Origin of the sequence: Streptomyces sp. NPDC006551, from assembly GCF_040611675.1 — a bacterium.
GTDB lineage: Bacteria > Actinomycetota > Actinomycetes > Streptomycetales > Streptomycetaceae > Streptomyces.
Genome location: NZ_JBEXOT010000074.1, coordinates 1 through 16,133, shown reverse-complemented (window position 1 = coordinate 16,133; position 16,133 = coordinate 1). Strand labels below are relative to the sequence as shown.

Genomic DNA, 16,133 nt, shown 5'->3' with positions numbered 1-16,133 from the left:
GCTCGACCGCGCGGAGGACCCGGAACCCGGGCGGCGGCCTTCTCGCGTACGGCGTCCGGCTACGCGCCGAGCAGCTTGCGCACCCGGTCGGCGCCCACGGCCAGCAGCAGCGTCGGCAGACGCGGGCCGGTTTCGCGGCTCACCAGGAGCTTGTAGAGCAGGGCGAAGAAGGCGCGCTGCGCGACCTTCAGCTCCGGGGTCGGCTTGGCCTCGGGGTCGAGACCGGCCATGACCTTCGGGACGCCGTAGACGAGGGTGGTCAGTCCGTCGAGGGACCAGTGCGTGTCCAGGCCTTCCAGGAGCAGGCGCAGCGACTCGCGGCCCTCGTCGTCGAGCGAGCCGAGGAGTTCGGTGTCGGGCTCGTCGCGGACGATGGTGCGCTGGTCGGCCGGGACCTGGGTGGTGATCCAGTTCTCGGCGCGGTCCAGGCGGGGCCGGACCTCGTCCAGGGAGGTGACCGGGTTCTCCGGGTCCAGTTCGGTCAGGATCCGCAGGGTCTGCTCGTCGTGGCCGGCGGTGATGTCCATGACGGAGGCGAGCGTCCGGTACGGCAGCGGGCGCGGGGTGCGCGGCAGCTCACCGGCGGCCGTGCGCGCGGCACGGGCGTACGCGGCCGCGTCGGCCGGCAGCACCGTCCCGTCCTTGACCTTGGACTCCAGCTTGTCCCACTCGTCGTAGAGCCGCTGGATCTCCTGGTCGAAGGCGATCTTGAAGGACTGGTTGGGCTTCCGCCGCGCGTACAGCCAGCGCAGCAGCGGGGCTTCCATGATCTTCAGCGCGTCGGCCGGGGTGGGCACGCCGCCGCGCGACGAGGACATCTTGGCCATGCCGCTGATGCCGACGAAGGCGTACATGGGGCCGATCGGCTGTACGCCGTCGAAGATCTGCCGCACGATCTGGCCGCCGACGACGAACGAGGAGCCCGGCGAGGAGTGGTCGACTCCGGACGGCTCGAAGATCACGCCTTCGTACGCCCAGCGCATGGGCCAGTCGACCTTCCAGACCAGCTTGCCGCGGTTGAACTCGCTCAGCTTGACAGTCTCGGCGAAGCCGCAGGCCGTGCAGGTGTAGGCCAGCTCGGTCGTCTCGTCGTCGTACGACGTGACGGTCGTCAGGTCCTTCTCGCACTGCCCGCAGTAGGGCTTGTACGGGAAGTACCCGCCGGCGCCGCCCGAGCCGTCGTCCTCGCTCGCCGCGCCGGAGCCCTCCTCGGCCTCCAGCTCGGCCTCGTCGACCGGCTTCTGCGACTTCTTGGCCGGGGCCTTCTTGGTCCGGTACTGGTCGAGGATCGCGTCGATGTCACCGCGGTGCTTCATCGCGTGCAGGATCTGCTCGCGGTAGGTGCCCGCGGTGTACTGCTCGGTCTGGCTGATCGGGTCGTACTCGACGCCAAGCTCGGCCAGGGACTCGACCATCGCGGCCTTGAAGTGCTCGGCCCAGTTCGGGTACGGCGAGCCGGGCGGGGCCGGGACGGAGGTCAGCGGCTTGCCGATGTGCTGCTCGTACCCCTCCTTGTCCACGCCGGGAATGCCGTTGGGCACCTTGCGGTAGCGGTCGTAGTCGTCCCACGAGATGAGGTGCCGGACCTCGTGTCCGCGGCGCCGGATCTCGTCGGCGACCAGGTGCGGGGTCATGACCTCGCGGAGGTTGCCGAGGTGGATGGGGCCGGAGGGGGAGAGTCCGGAGGCGACGACGACCGGTTTGCCAGGCGCACGTCGCTCCGACTCGGCGATGACCTCGTCCGCGAAACGGGAGACCCAGTCGGTCTCGGTGCTGCTCTGAGCCACGGTCGGTACGTCCTTCTTCCTTGGTTCCCTCGAAAGCTTGCTGCCCTACGTCAGCCATTCTCCCAGACGGAACGGAGCACTCCGAGGTTGTCCACAGGGGAGAAAACACGTTGCCCGCCCATGGGACACTTGACAAGCGAAATAGCCCACCCGCCCCACATACAGGAACGGAAGCTCATGGCCTCGGTCCCTTCCCTCGCTTCGACCGTGCAGCAGCGCCTCGCGGAAGGTCTCTCGGCAGCCCTGCCGGAGGCCGGTTCCGCCGACCCGCTGCTGCGACGAAGCGACCGGGCCGACTTCCAGGCCAACGGCATCCTGGCGCTGGCCAAGCAGCTCAAGGGCAATCCGCGTGAGCTGGCGACGAAGGTCGTCGAGGCGATCCCGGCGAACGACGTGCTGAAGGAGATCGAGGTCTCGGGCCCCGGCTTCCTGAACATCACGGTCACCGACGAGGCGATCGTCAGGACTCTCGCCGCGCGCGCCGCCGACGACCGCCTCGGCGTGCCGTTCGCTGAGAACGCCGGCACGACGGTGATCGACTACGCGCAGCCGAACGTGGCCAAGGAGATGCACGTCGGTCACCTCCGCTCGGCGGTGATCGGTGCCGCGATGGTCCAGATCCTGGAGTTCACGGGCGAGACGGTGGTCCGTCGCCACCACATCGGCGACTGGGGCACCCAGTTCGGCATGCTCATCCAGTACCTGATCGAGCACCCGCACGAGCTGGACCACTCCTCCGGCGCCGAGGTCTCCGGCGAAGAGGCGATGTCGAACCTCAACCGGCTCTACAAATCGTCGCGCGCGCTCTTCGACTCCGACGAGGAGTTCAAGACGCGGGCACGGGCGCGGGTCGTGGACCTCCAGGCCGGTGACGAGCGGACCCTCGCGCTCTGGCAGCGGTTCGTCGACGAGTCGAAGATCTACTTCTACTCCGTCTTCGACAAGCTCGACATGGACATCCGGGACCCCGACGTCGTCGGCGAGTCCGGCTACAACGACATGCTGGTGGAGACCTGCCGCGTCCTCGAGGAGTCGGGCGTCGCGGTGCGCTCCGACGGCGCGCTGTGTGTGTTCTTCGACGACGTCAAGGGCCCGGACGGCAACCCCACCCCGCTGATCGTCCAGAAGTCGGACGGCGGCTTCGGCTACGCGGCGACCGACCTGTCGGCGATCCGGGACCGGGTGCGGAACCTGAAGGCGACGACTCTGCTGTACGTGGTCGACGCCCGCCAGTCGCTGCACTTCAAGATGGTCTTCGAGACGGCCCGCCGGGCCGGCTGGCTGAACGACGATGTCAAGGCCGTCCAGTTGGCGTTCGGCACGGTCCTCGGCAAGGACGGCAAGCCGTTCAAGACCCGTGAGGGCGAGACGGTCAGGCTGGTGGACCTGCTGGACGAGGCGGTGGACCGGGCGACGGCGGTCGTGCGGGAGAAGGCCGAGAAGGTGGGCCTGAGCGAGTCGGAGATCCTGGAGAACGGCCGGTACGTCGGGATCGGCGCGGTCAAGTACGCCGACCTGTCGACGTCCGCCGCGCGCGACTACAAGTTCGACCTGGACCAGATGGTCTCGCTCAACGGCGACACGTCGGTGTACCTCCAGTACGCGTACGCCCGTATCCGTTCGATCTTCGGCAAGGCCGGTGACCGTACGCCGGTGGCGCACCCGGAGCTGGAGCTGGCCCCGGCCGAGCGCGCGCTCGCCCTGCACCTGGACCAGTTCGGGGAGCAGCTGGCGGAGGTCGCCGCGGAGTACGCCCCGCACAAGCTGGCCGCGTATCTGTACCAGCTGGCGTCGCTCTACACGACGTTCTACGACCAGTGCCCCGTCATCAAGCCGGCGCCCGCGCAGGAGGTCGCCGAGAACCGTCTCTTCCTGTGCGACCTGACCGCCCGGACGCTCCACCAGGGCATGGCGCTGCTGGGCATCCGGACCCCCGAGCGTCTCTGACGCACGGCAGGCGCACGTACGCGGCATACGTCAGGCATACGGCGAAGGCCCCGACACCTCGTGTCGGGGCCTTTCCCGTGGGGATCAGCGAATGGGGTGGGACGTCCTGCCCGACACCTCGTCGATCTCCGTGTGCGCCTTCTGCAGCAGCTGCGAGGCGAGATCCATGAGCGCGCGTGCGCCCGCGATCTCCTCCCCCACCCGCAGCTGTTCCGGGTCCGAGGGGTGCCGGTGCGCGTTGCCCTGGGCGCGGAACTCGGTGCCGTCACCGAGGCGGACCATGGCGGCCGCTCTGGTCCGGTCACCGTCCTCCTGGAACTCCATCTCGATGTGCCATCCGACGAGTGTCTGCATGAGGACCACCTCCAGCGGTACTACCAGGGTGCGCCGCCCGGCCCATCCTTACCAATCGGTGCGTACCTGACCAATAAGTCGGTACTTGTGGGGCGAACCTCCGCGGAGAAGGATCGGTGACGAGCCGCCCGACGGCCCGAACCCTCCCTCTCCCAGCCCTGGAGCACCTCCATGTCCGAAACCACGCCCGCCTCGCCTTCCACTCAGGTCTCCGTCCTCGGCCTCGGCATGATGGGCAGCGCCCTCGCCGGCGCCTTCCTGGACGCGGGCCACCGGGTCACCGTCTGGAACCGTTCGCCCGCCAAGGCCGACCCGCTGGTGACGCGGGGCGCGCTTCCCGCCGGATCGGCGGCGGAAGCGGTGGCGGCGAGCCCGCTCGTCGTCCTGTGCCTGCTGTCCAACGACAACGTCGACGAGCTGCTCGCCTCGCTTCCCGAGGAGCTCGCGGGCAAGACGCTGGTCAACCTCACCAACGGCACCCCGGCGCAGGCCCGTACGCTCTCCGCCTGGGCGCGGAAGCAGGGTGCCCGTTACGTCGACGGCGGCATCATGGCCGTCCCGCAGATGATCGCCGGCCCGGACGCGTACGTCTTCTACAGCGGCGACGAGGCGGCGTACGAGACGCATCGCGCCACTCTCGCGGCGCTCGGCGGCACCAAGTGGACCGGGAGCGACCCGGGCCTCGCCGCCCTGTACGACCTCGGCCTGCTGACCGGCATGTACGGGATGTTCGTCGGCGTCATCCAGGCGCTGGCCCTGGTCCGTACGGAGAACGTCAGCGCCGAGGAGTACTCCGAGCTTCTCGTTCCGTGGGTCACGGCCATGCTCGGCATCGTTCCGGGGATCGCCCGGGACCTGGACAGCGGACAGCACGTCACCGACGTCTCCAGCCTTGCGGTGAACCAGGCCGCGTTCCCCAACTTCCTGACGACGTTCAGGGATCAGGGCGTCAGCACCGAGCTCTTCGAGCCGTTCCAGGTGATCCTGGACCGCGCGGTCGCCGCCGGTCACGCGCGGGACGGTCTCTCACGGCTCGCGGATCTGCTCACCGTCCGTTAATGCGCTTGCACGGTGGGCTTCGGAACGCGAAACTGTTAGACATGACTAACGTTTTAGTGGAGTCCCTCGCGTTCCCCGATTTCGGCCGTCCCGACGCCGGCCTCATTTTGATCTCGCAGTGGCAGACCCCGGACCCGGAGCGCCGGCAGGCCGTCATGGACGGTGTCATCGACGCCTGGGCCGGCGCCCGACTGCCGGAGGCGTTCCTCGGCCGCTACTGCCTGGCGGGCTCCGACGGCCGGACGATCCTCAACTACGCCCAGTGGACCGACGCCACCGCCCATCACGCCTTCGCCGCCGACCCGGCCAACCAGCGGGCCATCGCCGACTCGGTCCAGGCCCTGATCTCGGTGGGTCCGCCCGGCCGGTATCGCTACGAACGCTCCGTCGTCCTGCGGGAGGGGCCCGTGCACACCCTCAGCACCACCCGCTCCGACGACGGCGTCGCCCAGTACTTCCACCGCGGCGAGGACGGCAGGCACGGGCACGTCCTCACCGCCCACGACGACGAAGGGGACGGAACCGCCCTGCGGTTCCGTCCCTGCCGAGGAGTCGTCAGACCGCGCGACTGAGCTTCTGCGCGGCTTCGGTGGCCCAGTACGTGAGGATCATCCGCGCACCCGCGCGCCTGATCCCGGTGAGCGTCTCCAGGACGGCCTTGTCCCGGTCGATCCAGCCCTTCTCGGCCGCGGCCTCCACCATCGCGTACTCACCGCTGATCTGGTACGCGGCGACCGGCACGTCCACGGCCTCGGCGACCTTCGCCAGCACGTCGAGGTAGGGGCCGGCCGGCTTCACCATCACCATGTCGGCGCCCTCTTCGAGGTCGAGCGCCAGCTCACGCATCGACTCGCGCAGGTTCGCGGGGTCCTGCTGGTACGTCTTGCGGTCACCGGTCAGCGACGAGCCGACGGCCTCGCGGAACGGCCCGTAGAAGGCGGAGGAGTACTTCGCGGTGTACGCGAGGATCGACACGTCCTCCTTGCCGATGGTGTCCAGGGCGTCGCGGACCACCCCGACCTGACCGTCCATCATCCCGGACGGCCCCACCACATGGACACCGGCGTCCGCCTGCACCTGGGCCATCTCGGCGTAACGTTCCAGCGTGGCGTCGTTGTCGACCCGCCCGCTCGCGTCCAGGACCCCGCAGTGGCCGTGGTCGGTGTACTCGTCCAGGCAGAGATCGGACATGATCACGAGATCGTCCCCGACCTCGGCCTTCACGTCCCTGATCGCGACCTGCAGGATTCCGTCCGGGTCCGTGCCCGCCGTTCCGGCCGCGTCCTTCTTCTCGTCCGCCGGGACACCGAACAGCATGATCCCGGACACCCCGGCCTCCAGCGCCTCCACGGCGGCCTTCCGCAGGGTGTCCCGCGTGTGCTGCACGACCCCGGGCATCGCGGCGATCGGCACGGGCTCGCCGATCCCCTCCCGCACGAACGCGGGAAGGATCAGATCGGCCGGACTCAGCCGCGTCTCGGCCACCATCCGCCGCATGGCAGGAGTCGTCCGCAGCCGCCTCGGCCGCGCCCCGGGAAAGGATCCGTACGAGTTCATAAGCCTGAGGCTACGCCCGTACGAACCATCCGTTTACCGACAGTCTGCCGGACCCCGTCGTGGACGTTCCTTCCGAACGCACGAGGGTGCGGGACCCCGACAAGGCCCCGCACCCCGAGAAACCGAACTACGTCGTCCGCCGCCGTCTCGCGCCCGGCCTGCGCTCGCTCGGCCGCGTCACCGGATCGCCGGCCTCCAGCGCCGCCTCCCGCCGCCGCAGCCCGAAGTCCGCCAGCGCCTCCGCCAGCTTGTGCACCGACGGCTCCGGCGACAGCACGTCGACCCGCAGCCCGTGCTCCTCCGCCGTCTTCGCGGTCGCCGGCCCGATACAGGCGATGACCGTCACGTTGTGCGGCTTCCCGGCGATGCCCACCAGGTTCCGCACCGTCGACGAGGAGGTGAAGAGCACCGCGTCGAAGCCGCCGCCCTTGATCGCCTCCCGCGTGTCGGCCGGCGGCGGCGACGCGCGCACCGTCCGGTACGCCGTCACGTCGTCGACCTCCCACCCGAGCTCGATCAGCCCCGCGACCAGCGTCTCCGTCGCGATGTCCGCCCGCGGCAGGAAGACGCGGTCGATCGGGTCGAAGACCGGGTCGTACGGCGGCCAGTCCTCCAGAAGCCCCGCAGCCGACTGCTCGCCGCTCGGCACGAGGTCCGGCTTCACACCGAAGTCCACCAGCGCCGCCGCGGTCTGCTCGCCCACGGCCGCGACCTTGATCCCGGCGAAGGCCCGGGCGTCGAGCCCGTACTCCTCGAACTTCTCCCGTACCGCCTTCACCGCGTTGACCGACGTGAAGGCGATCCACTCGTAGCGACCGGTCACGAGCCCCTTGACCGCACGCTCCATCTGCTGCGGCGTCCGCGGCGGCTCGACGGCGATCGTCGGCACCTCGTGCGGCACGGCGCCATAGCTGCGCAGCTGGTCGGAGAGCGACGCGGCCTGCTCCTTCGTGCGCGGCACCAGCACCCGCCACCCGAACAGCGGCTTCGACTCGAACCACGCCAGCTGGTCCCGCTGCGCCGGGGCGCTGCGCTCGCCGACCACGGCTATGACCGGCCGGTGGCCCTCGGGCGAGGGGAGCACCTTGCCCTGCTTGAAGACCTGCGCGATCGTGCCGAGCGTCGCGGTCCACGTCCGCTGCCGCGTCGTCGTGCCGGCGATGGTGACCGTGAGAGGGGTGTCCGGCTTACGGCCAGCCGCCACCAGCTCCCCGGCCGCCGCCGCCACCGAGTCCAGCGAGGTGGACACGACGACGGTGCCGTCCGAGGCGCCGACCTCGCTCCAGCACCGGTCGTCGGCGGTCCGGGCGTCCACGAACCGCACGTCGGTGCCCTGGGCGTCGCGCAGCGGAACACCGGCGTACGCGGGTACGCCCACCGCCGTCGCGACACCGGGGACGACCTCGAAGGGGATGCCCTCGGCGGCGCAGGCGAGCATCTCGGCGCCCGCGTTCCCGTCGAGGCCGGGGTCGCCGGTCACCGCACGGACGACCCGCTTGCCGCCCCGCGCGGCCTCCATGACAAGATTGGCCGCATCCCTCAACACGGGGACACCGGCGGCTGTTGACGCCTCGTCAACAACCGTCAGCTCAGGCGTGCTCACGCCTGCGCGCGCATGGCCGCGGACGACCTCGAGCACCTCCGGCTCGGCGATCAGGACGTCCGCCCCCGCCAGGGCCTCGACGGCCCGGAGGGTCAGTAGTCCGGGGTCGCCGGGTCCGGCACCCAGGAAGGTGACGTTCCCATGGCCGGTGAAGGCCGAGGACACGGGGCTGGTGGTCGGACTGGTGGGGCTCAAAGTGCTCGCTCCCCCATAAGACCGGCCGCACCCTTGGCGAGCATCTCGTCCGCGAGTTCGCGTCCGAGCGCCATCGCCTCGTCGTACGACGTGGGTACGGGACCGGTGGTGGACAGCTGCACCAGCGTCGAGCCGTCGGTGGTGCCGACGACGCCGCGCAGGCGCATTTCGGTGACAGTCTGCCCGCGGCCGGAATCCTCGGCCAGCAGGTCGGCCAGTGCTCCCACGGGTGCGGAGCAGCCGGCCTCCAGGGCGGCGAGCAGGGAACGCTCGGCGGTCACGGCGGCCCGGGTGTACGGGTCGTCGAGCTCGGCGAGCACGGCGACGAGGTCGGTGGCGGAAGCCGCGCACTCGATCGCCAGTGCCCCCTGGCCGGGGGCGGGCAGGACGGCGTCGACCGACAGGAAGTCGGTCACCTCGTCGGTCCTGCCGATGCGGTTGAGGCCGGCCGCGGCGAGAACCACCGCGTCCAGCTCACCCTTGTGCACGTATCCGACGCGGGTGTCGATGTTCCCGCGGATCGGCACGGTCTCGATGGTCAGCCCGTGGCTGCGCGCGTAGGCGTTCAGCTGGGCCGTGCGGCGCGGGGAGCCGGTGCCGATCCGGGCGCCCTTCGGCAGCCGGTCGAGCGTCAGCCCGTCGCGTGCGACGAGCACGTCGCGCGGGTCCTCGCGCTGCGGGATCGCGGCCAGCACCAGGTCGGGGTGCTGGGCGGTCGGCAGGTCCTTCAGGGAGTGGACGGCGAAGTCCACCTCGCCGGCCAGGAGCGCGTCGCGCAGGGCGGCGACGAACACGCCGGTGCCGCCGATCTGCGCGAGGTGCTCGCGGGAGACGTCCCCGTACGTCGTGATCTCCACGAGCTCGACGGGCCGGCCGGACAGCTGCCGGACGGCGTCGGCCACATGCCCGGACTGGGCCAGGGCGAGCTTGCTGCGCCTGGTCCCGAGCCTCAGTGCCCTCTCGGTCATACTCGCCCTCGGTTCTTGACGTCGGCGTCATTCAGGTCGGCCCGGGAGACGGAGGCGACCGTCTCCGGGTCGAGGTCGAAGAGTGTCCGCAGCGCGTCTGCGTACCCGGCGCCGCCGGGTTCGCCGGCCAGCTGCTTGACCCGTACGGTCGGCGCGTGCAGGAGCTTGTCCACCACGCGTCGCACGGTCTGGGTGATCTCGGCGCGCTGCCGGTCGTCGAGGTCGGGCAGCCGGCCCTCGAGCCGGGCCACCTCGCCCGCGACCACGTCGGCGGCCATGGTGCGCAGGGCGACCACGGTCGGGGTGATGTGCGCGGCGCGCTGGGCGGCGCCGAAGGCGGCCACCTCGTCGGCGACGATGGAGCGCACCTGGTCGACGTCGGCGGCCATCGGGGCGTCGGCCGACGCCTCGGCCAGCGACTCGATGTCGACGAGGCGCACACCCGGCATGCGGTGGGCGGCCGCGTCGATGTCACGGGGCATGGCGAGGTCGAGCAGCGCGAGCGGAGCCGTACGGCCCGCCATCGCGGTCTCGACGGCCGCGCCGGTCAGGACGAGTCCGGTGGCTCCGGTGCAGGAGACGACGACGTCGGCACGTGTCAGTTCGTCGCCGACGGCAACTATCTCGACCGCGCGCGCGGCCACACCCGTACCACCGGGCTCGGTCAGGATCTGTACGAGCCGCTCGGCGCGGGCCGCCGTGCGGTTGGCGATCACGATCTCGGAGACCCCGGCGCGCGCGAGCGTGGCGGCGGCCAGCGAGGACATGGATCCGGCGCCGATGACCAGGGCGCGCTTGCCCGCCGCCCAGGCGCCGACATCCGTGCCGTCGGCGAGCTGCTCGAGACCGAAGGTGACGAGCGACTGCCCGGCCCGGTCGATCCCGGTCTCGCTGTGAGCGCGCTTGCCGACCCGCAGCGCCTGCTGGAACAGGTCGTTGAGGAGCCGGCCCGCGGTGTGCAGGTCCTGGCCGAGCGCCAGGGCGTCCTTGATCTGGCCGAGGATCTGGCCCTCGCCGACGACCATCGAGTCGAGCCCGCACGCCACCGAGAAGAGGTGGTGGACGGCCCGGTCCTCGTAGTGCACGTAGAGATAGGGGGTGAGCTCTTCGAGGCCGACGCCGCTGTGCTGGGCGAGCAGCGTGGACAGCTCGGCGACACCGGCGTGGAACTTGTCCACGTCGGCGTAGAGCTCGATGCGGTTGCAGGTGGCCAGGACCGCGCCCTCGGCGGCCGGCTCGGCGGCGAGGGTGTCCTGCAGCAGCTTGACCTGGGTGTCCGCGGCGAGCGAGGCCCGCTCCAGGACACTGACCGGGGCGCTGCGGTGGCTCAGCCCGACGACGAGGAGGCTCATGCCGGCATCACGGCGGGGACGTCCCCGTCGGGTCCCTTCCGGGCCGGGCCCGTGGAGCCGCCGCGAACGGCGGGCGGCACGGCGGCGGCGCCCTCGGCGTCCGCTTCCTCGCCGGCCTTGCGCTGCTCGTGGAAGGCGAGGATCTGCAGCTCGATGGAGAGGTCGACCTTGCGCACGTCCACGCCGTCGGGCACGGACAGCACGGTCGGGGCGAAGTTGAGGATGGAGGTGACCCCGGCGGCCACGAGCCGGTCGCAGACCTGCTGGGCGGCGCCGGCCGGCGTCGAGATGACACCGATGGAGACGTCGTTCTCCTCGATGATCTTCTCGAGCTCGTCGGTGTGCTGGACGGGGATCCCGGCGACCGGCGTACCGGCCATGGCGGGGTCGGCGTCGATCAGCGCGGCGACCCGGAAGCCACGGGAGGCGAACCCGCCGTAGTTGGCGAGGGCGGCGCCGAGGTTACCGATACCGACGATCACGACGGGCCAGTCCTGCGTCAGGCCCAGCTCGCGGGAGATCTGGTAGACGAGGTACTCGACGTCGTAGCCGACTCCGCGCGTGCCGTACGAGCCGAGGTAGCTGAAGTCCTTCCGCAGCTTCGCGGAGTTGACCCCCGCGGCGGCTGCGAGTTCCTCGGAGGAGACCGTGGGTACGGAGCGCTCCGACAGTGCGGTGAGCGCACGCAGATACAGCGGAAGGCGGGCGACGGTGGCCTCGGGAATTCCTCGGCTGCGGGTCGCCGGTCGGTGAGTTCGGCCAGTTGCCACGGTGCTCCTGCGGGATGAGCGGGGCTGTAGGCGGCCATATGTCCCAGGACCGCCCCGTCGAATGCAGGCTATGTCTTTGTGAACGCGTGCACAAAGATGGTGTCCGTTTTGTCCGGCCAAAGTGACCGGGGTCACGCGCCCGGTTCGTCTGATGACGGAACCGCGGAGCGCGTCAGCCCGTTGAGCATCCGAAGGGGGCAAAACCGCACACTCTCCTCACGATCACGCCCCCGGGACCCAACAAAACGTCCATGATGGTAACCGTCTTCCGGTCAGCCACCCAGTTCACGGCGCAGCCGCCCGGCGTCCACCCGCCAGAAGGTGTGCTGCTCACCGTCGACCAGGACCACGGGAATCTGCTCCCAGTACGCCCGGTACAGCTCCTCGTCCTGGGTGATGTCCTTCTCCTCCCAGCTCGCCCCGGTCTCGGCGCAGACCGCCTCGATCACGGAACGGGCGTCGTCGCAGAGGTGACAGCCCGGCTTGCCGATCAGCGTCACGGTCCGCGGAGCGGAGGCGACGGGGGCCGCGGAGGTGTCCTTCTTCTTCGTCCGTCCGAACATGCCCTCCATTCTGCGCCGTACGGGTGCGCGTCCGCGCCGTCCGGAGGCAGCGCGGGCCCTCTCCCTCCAGCTTGCTCCTCGCGGTCCGCTCGACAGGAGAGTCGCGCGGTGTTCACACCCCGGCATTCCCACAAGTCGGGAAGTACCGAACAGACTGGCTATGCTCACGCCATGGCCGCACTGGGATGGCTCACCCCTCGTAGGCGCTCCGCCACCGCGCGGAGCGTTCTGGCAGGCGAGGCCGCTGCCGAGGCAGCGCGCAAGACCTCGCAGCAGCTCGAACTGGAGCGGGAGGAAGAGGCGGCGGCCGAGCCCGCCGAGCCCGCGTTCCCCGTCGTCGGCGATGTGCGGGCAGCCGCCTTCTTCGACCTCGACAACACCGTCATGCAGGGCGCCGCGATCTTCCACTTCGGCCGCGGCCTGTACAAGCGGAAGTTCTTCCAGCGCCGCGAGCTCGCCCGGTTCGCCTGGCAGCAGGCGTGGTTCCGGCTGGCCGGCGTCGAGGACCCGGAACACATGCAGGACGCCCGCGAGAGCGCCCTGTCGATCGTCCAGGGCCACCGCGTCTCCGAGCTGATGTCGATCGGCGAGGAGATCTACGACGAGTACATGGCCGACCGGATCTGGCCCGGCACCCGCGCGCTGGCCCAGGCACACCTGGACGCCGGACAGAAGGTCTGGCTGGTCACGGCCGCCCCCGTCGAGACGGCCACGATCATCGCCCGCCGGCTCGGTCTGACCGGCGCGCTCGGCACGGTCGCCGAGTCCGTCGACGGCGTCTACACCGGCAAGCTGGTCGGCGAACCCCTGCACGGGCCGGCCAAGGCCGAGGCGGTGCGCGCGCTGGCCGCGGCCGAGGGCCTGGACCTGAACCGCTGCGCCGCCTACAGCGACTCCCACAACGACATCCCGATGCTGTCGCTGGTCGGGCACCCCTACGCCATCAACCCCGACACCAAGCTGCGCAAGTACGCCAAGGCGCGCGAATGGCGGCTGCGCGACTACCGCACGGGCCGCAAGGCGGCCAAGGTCGGCATCCCCGCCGCCGCGGGTGTCGGCGCGCTGGCGGGCGGCACCGCCGCCGCGGTCGCCCTGCACCGCCGCCGCCGCTGAACCACGGCCTCACGACCGACTCCGCCCCACCGGCTCCGTCACGCGCGGTGAGCTTTCGACCTGCCGATACGTTTCGGCTGAGATCACCTGCGACAACCCTGGACCGGCGCGGCTCACCCGTACGTGGTCGAACACCTCCGCACACGTCGACCCGGAGGCATTCGCGGCTCCCTACCCAGCAGCGGGCCAGATCACTCCCCCGTCCCACACTCGACCACAACAGAGCCTGGGCGCAGTCACACTCGGAAGTAATCCGATCAACAATCGGTCACGAAGTTCGACTCGATCCGACTTCAAGCGGTAACAGATACGACGGAATCGATGATTTGAGCAACTGGGTGTAGCGCTGCCTGTACGAAGCGTTATTCTCCTCAGACGCACAACGGAACCCACACGTCGCCACGACGAGTGAACGGTCCCGCACTGCACGTGATGGAAGCTCTGCCTCTGGGAGTCCCGTGTACCCACACGTCGGGGTTGACGCCTCGGGCCTGGCTACGCTGCGCGCAACGGTCCTCGACCACTTGCGCGGCTTCGTCCCCACCGCGTACGCCGTCCCTGTCCCCGCCTTTGCCTTCGCCGCACCGGCACCCGCCGGTCCCTGCTATGCCCTCGCCGAGAGCGGTGCCGCTGTCGGCAGACGGGGCAGCCGCGGCGGCACCGGAACCTCGACCGCCGCCCGCCGCCCCACCGCCGACAGCGACAGCGCTCGCATGATGGACCTGGTCGAGCGCGCCCAGGCCGGTGAGGCCGAGGCCTTCGGCCGCCTGTACGACCAGTACAGCGACACCGTCTACCGCTACATCTATTACCGCGTCGGCGGAAAGGCGACCGCGGAAGACCTCACCAGTGAGACGTTCCTGCGCGCCCTGCGCCGGATCTCCACGTTCACCTGGCAGGGCCGTGACTTCGGCGCCTGGCTGGTCACCATCGCCCGCAACCTGGTCGCAGACCACTTCAAGTCGAGCCGTTTCCGGCTGGAAGTGACCACGGGCGAAATGCTCGACGCCAACGAGGTCGAGCGCAGCCCCGAGGACTCCGTCCTGGAGTCCCTCTCCAACGCGGCCCTCCTCGACGCGGTCCGCCGGCTCAACCCGCAGCAGCAGGAGTGCGTGACCCTGCGCTTCCTGCAAGGTCTCTCCGTCGCCGAGACGGCCCGGGTCATGGGCAAGAACGAGGGTGCGATCAAGACCCTCCAGTACCGGGCGGTGCGCACCCTGGCACGCCTCCTCCCGGACGACGCCCGCTGACCGCTTCGCGCCCCCCACAGCGCCCTCCCCTCCCACGTCCCCCGCTCCGCACCTTCCCCCCACGTCCCCACTACCCCCGTCAACTCACAGTCGGTGACGCCTCGATGACGCACTGGTCCGATCATCTTTCGCGCGTAACCCAAGTGCCGCGCCGCTCGTTGTGCGGAATGCAGGCTCCCTGTGGTCACACCTTGGCCGCAGCCACTCACTCATTCGTGTGGATGTGCTCAAGGTGTGCAACCTTCCGGACACCCCGGGGAGTCGACCGTCATGACGAGAGGAGGTGCCGCCAGTGATCGCGAATGTATCGGCGCACCGGCGGGCGAACGCCTTCGCCCAGGCCCTGGAGGATCGGGCGTCCGAGGGCGCGGCGGCCGAGCAGCCCGAGACGTCGGCCGAACCGGCCGAGCAGGGGCGGCTGTTGGCGCTGACGAACGGTCTCGGCGAACTGCCGAAACCGGAGATGGACCCCGAGGTCAAGGTGGTGCAACGAGCCCAGCTCGTCGCCGCCATGGAAGCGATGGTCGCGGAGGGCAGCGCGGCTGCGGGCCCTACCGTGCCGGAGCAACGGACATCGAGCGGACGGGGAGCCCACCGGGCCTCCCCACTCCGGAAATTGCGTCCCCGCTCCCGCTGGTCGAGGGGCATCGCCGCGGGCGGCCTCACGGTCGGTGTGGCCGCGGGCGCTTTCAGCGGTGTGGCCGCTGCCAGCTCCGACGCCCTCCCCGGTGACTCGCTCTACGGGCTGAAGCGCGGGATGGAAGACATCAAGCTCGGGATGGCGGACGACGACGCCGACCGGGGCGGTATCTATCTGGACCAGGCATCGACCCGGCTCAGCGAAGCACGCAGACTGATGGAACGCGGGCGCGCCGGCGACCTCGACCACGAGTCGCTCGGCGAGATCCGCCGGGTCCTCGGCGGCATGAAGCACGACGCCTCCGAAGGCCATCGACTGCTGCGCCAGGCGTACGAGAAGGACGGTTCCATCGCCCCGATGGCCCGGCTCAACTCCTTCGCCCAGGCCCACCGCGACACCTGGAACGGCCTGCGCGACCGCCTGCCGATCCAGCTCACGGACGTCGGCGACGCGGTGAACGACGTCTTCGTCGCCATAGACGAAGAGGTCGAGCCGCTCCAGGGGATGCTCCCCCGCACCCCGCAGAAGGGTGCCGTCGACACCGGTACCCCCGGCTCCACGCAGGACGCCTCGGGCGGGCACACCCAGCGCCCGCCCTCCTCCCCCATCGCTCCCACCGCGGGCGACGGCAGCACCCTGCCCCAGCCCTCGGGTTCGGGCACCGGCTCACCGGAGAACGACGGCCTGCTGGGAGGGGACCCGGGCGGCCTGCTCGACCAGCCCCCTGCAGGCGTGCCCTCGGTCCCAGCGGGCGACCAGTCGGTACCTCCGATGCCGGATGTGACGATCCCGCCGCTGCTGCCGGGCCTCCTCCCCGGCCTCGGCATCGAAGGCGAGGACGCACGCTGATACGAGTGTGGGGGGGGCCCCCCCCGCGGGGGGGGGGGCCCCCCCCCCCCCCCGGGGGGGCCCCCCCCCCCCGGCCCCGCGCAACGACCAACGCCAGCCGCCCCGCCCAGAAGACAAGGAAAACAG

Annotated in this window: 14 protein-coding genes; 6 read left to right on the top strand and 8 right to left on the bottom strand. The window is 70.5% G+C overall.

The features are described from left to right. Positions 1-59: 59 nt before the first annotated feature. Positions 60-1,787 carry a lysine--tRNA ligase gene (lysS, locus tag ABZY12_RS33490; protein ID WP_356897093.1) on the bottom strand — a complete coding sequence of 576 codons (1,728 nt, stop codon included), beginning with the start codon at positions 1,785-1,787 and terminating at the stop codon, positions 60-62. A gap of 177 nt (positions 1,788-1,964) precedes the next feature. Between lysS and argS the strand changes: the two genes are divergently transcribed. Continuing rightward, positions 1,965-3,734 carry an arginine--tRNA ligase gene (argS, locus tag ABZY12_RS33485; RefSeq protein ID WP_356897091.1) on the top strand — a complete coding sequence of 590 codons (1,770 nt, stop codon included), beginning with the start codon at positions 1,965-1,967 and terminating at the stop codon, positions 3,732-3,734. Between the two features lie 84 nt (positions 3,735-3,818). Here the strand turns inward: argS and ABZY12_RS33480 are convergent, their stop codons facing one another. Beyond that, positions 3,819-4,088 (bottom strand): DUF1876 domain-containing protein, encoded by a 270-nt coding sequence (locus tag ABZY12_RS33480; RefSeq protein WP_356897089.1) that lies wholly within the window; start codon positions 4,086-4,088, stop codon positions 3,819-3,821. Between the two features lie 171 nt (positions 4,089-4,259). Here ABZY12_RS33480 and ABZY12_RS33475 point away from each other — a divergent pair, with 171 nt between their 5' ends. Beyond that, positions 4,260-5,147: an NAD(P)-binding domain-containing protein gene (locus ABZY12_RS33475; RefSeq protein WP_356897087.1), complete on the top strand. Its 888-nt coding sequence runs from the start codon at positions 4,260-4,262 to the stop codon at positions 5,145-5,147. 41 nt (positions 5,148-5,188) lie between these two features. Further along, positions 5,189-5,719, top strand: a complete 531-nt coding sequence (locus tag ABZY12_RS33470) for a hypothetical protein (RefSeq protein ID WP_356897085.1) — start codon at positions 5,189-5,191, stop codon at positions 5,717-5,719. On the opposite strand, the gene hemB is transcribed toward ABZY12_RS33470, so the two are convergent. From hemB to ABZY12_RS33440, 6 genes are all read right to left on the bottom strand, one after another. Beyond that, positions 5,703-6,704, bottom strand: coding sequence for a porphobilinogen synthase (hemB, locus tag ABZY12_RS33465; RefSeq protein ID WP_356897083.1), 1,002 nt, complete (start codon positions 6,702-6,704; stop codon positions 5,703-5,705). The two genes, ABZY12_RS33470 and hemB, sit on opposite strands and share 17 nt — an antisense overlap. Before the next feature lie 127 nt (positions 6,705-6,831). Next, entirely contained in the window at positions 6,832-8,502 is a 1,671-nt protein-coding gene (locus ABZY12_RS33460) for a uroporphyrinogen-III synthase (protein WP_356897081.1), read from the bottom strand. Further along, on the bottom strand, positions 8,499-9,470 hold the full coding sequence (gene hemC / locus ABZY12_RS33455; RefSeq protein ID WP_356897079.1) for a hydroxymethylbilane synthase: 972 nt from the start codon (positions 9,468-9,470) through the stop codon (positions 8,499-8,501). The genes ABZY12_RS33460 and hemC overlap by 4 nt, the downstream gene beginning before the upstream one ends. Then, positions 9,467-10,822, bottom strand: coding sequence for a glutamyl-tRNA reductase (locus ABZY12_RS33450; protein WP_356897077.1), 1,356 nt, complete (start codon positions 10,820-10,822; stop codon positions 9,467-9,469). The genes hemC and ABZY12_RS33450 overlap by 4 nt, the downstream gene beginning before the upstream one ends. Beyond that, positions 10,819-11,592 (bottom strand): redox-sensing transcriptional repressor Rex, encoded by a 774-nt coding sequence (locus tag ABZY12_RS33445; RefSeq protein WP_356897075.1) that lies wholly within the window; start codon positions 11,590-11,592, stop codon positions 10,819-10,821. The genes ABZY12_RS33450 and ABZY12_RS33445 overlap by 4 nt, the downstream gene beginning before the upstream one ends. Positions 11,593-11,864: 272 nt before the next feature. Then, positions 11,865-12,164, bottom strand: a complete 300-nt coding sequence (locus ABZY12_RS33440; RefSeq protein ID WP_356897073.1) for a glutaredoxin family protein — start codon at positions 12,162-12,164, stop codon at positions 11,865-11,867. Between the two features lie 162 nt (positions 12,165-12,326). Here ABZY12_RS33440 and ABZY12_RS33435 point away from each other — a divergent pair, with 162 nt between their 5' ends. The 3 genes from ABZY12_RS33435 (at position 12,327) to ABZY12_RS33425 (ending at position 16,007) form a co-directional block, all read left to right on the top strand. Next, on the top strand, positions 12,327-13,268 hold the full coding sequence (locus tag ABZY12_RS33435) for an HAD-IB family hydrolase (protein WP_356897071.1): 942 nt from the start codon (positions 12,327-12,329) through the stop codon (positions 13,266-13,268). Positions 13,269-13,726: 458 nt separating this feature from the next. Continuing rightward, entirely contained in the window at positions 13,727-14,518 is a 792-nt protein-coding gene (locus tag ABZY12_RS33430; RefSeq protein ID WP_215069951.1) for an ECF subfamily RNA polymerase sigma factor, BldN family, read from the top strand. A 292-nt stretch (positions 14,519-14,810) separates the two neighbouring features. Then, positions 14,811-16,007 (top strand): DUF5667 domain-containing protein, encoded by a 1,197-nt coding sequence (locus ABZY12_RS33425; protein ID WP_356897069.1) that lies wholly within the window; start codon positions 14,811-14,813, stop codon positions 16,005-16,007. Positions 16,008-16,133 lie beyond the last annotated feature (126 nt).

Excerpts from the sequence above, each read along its gene's own strand:
- ABZY12_RS33435 (WP_356897071.1), top strand. The coding sequence starts at position 12,327 with ATGGCCGCACTGGGATGGCTCACCCCTCGTAGGCGCTCCGCCACCGCG.
- hemC (WP_356897079.1), bottom strand. The coding sequence starts at position 9,470 with ATGACCGAGAGGGCACTGAGGCTCGGGACCAGGCGCAGCAAGCTCGCC.
- argS (WP_356897091.1), top strand. The coding sequence starts at position 1,965 with ATGGCCTCGGTCCCTTCCCTCGCTTCGACCGTGCAGCAGCGCCTCGCG.
- ABZY12_RS33450 (WP_356897077.1), bottom strand. The coding sequence starts at position 10,822 with ATGAGCCTCCTCGTCGTCGGGCTGAGCCACCGCAGCGCCCCGGTCAGT.
- ABZY12_RS33440 (WP_356897073.1), bottom strand. The coding sequence starts at position 12,164 with ATGGAGGGCATGTTCGGACGGACGAAGAAGAAGGACACCTCCGCGGCC.
- ABZY12_RS33480 (WP_356897089.1), bottom strand. The coding sequence starts at position 4,088 with ATGCAGACACTCGTCGGATGGCACATCGAGATGGAGTTCCAGGAGGAC.
- hemB (WP_356897083.1), bottom strand. The coding sequence starts at position 6,704 with ATGAACTCGTACGGATCCTTTCCCGGGGCGCGGCCGAGGCGGCTGCGG.
- ABZY12_RS33475 (WP_356897087.1), top strand. The coding sequence starts at position 4,260 with ATGTCCGAAACCACGCCCGCCTCGCCTTCCACTCAGGTCTCCGTCCTC.
- ABZY12_RS33470 (WP_356897085.1), top strand. The coding sequence starts at position 5,189 with ATGACTAACGTTTTAGTGGAGTCCCTCGCGTTCCCCGATTTCGGCCGT.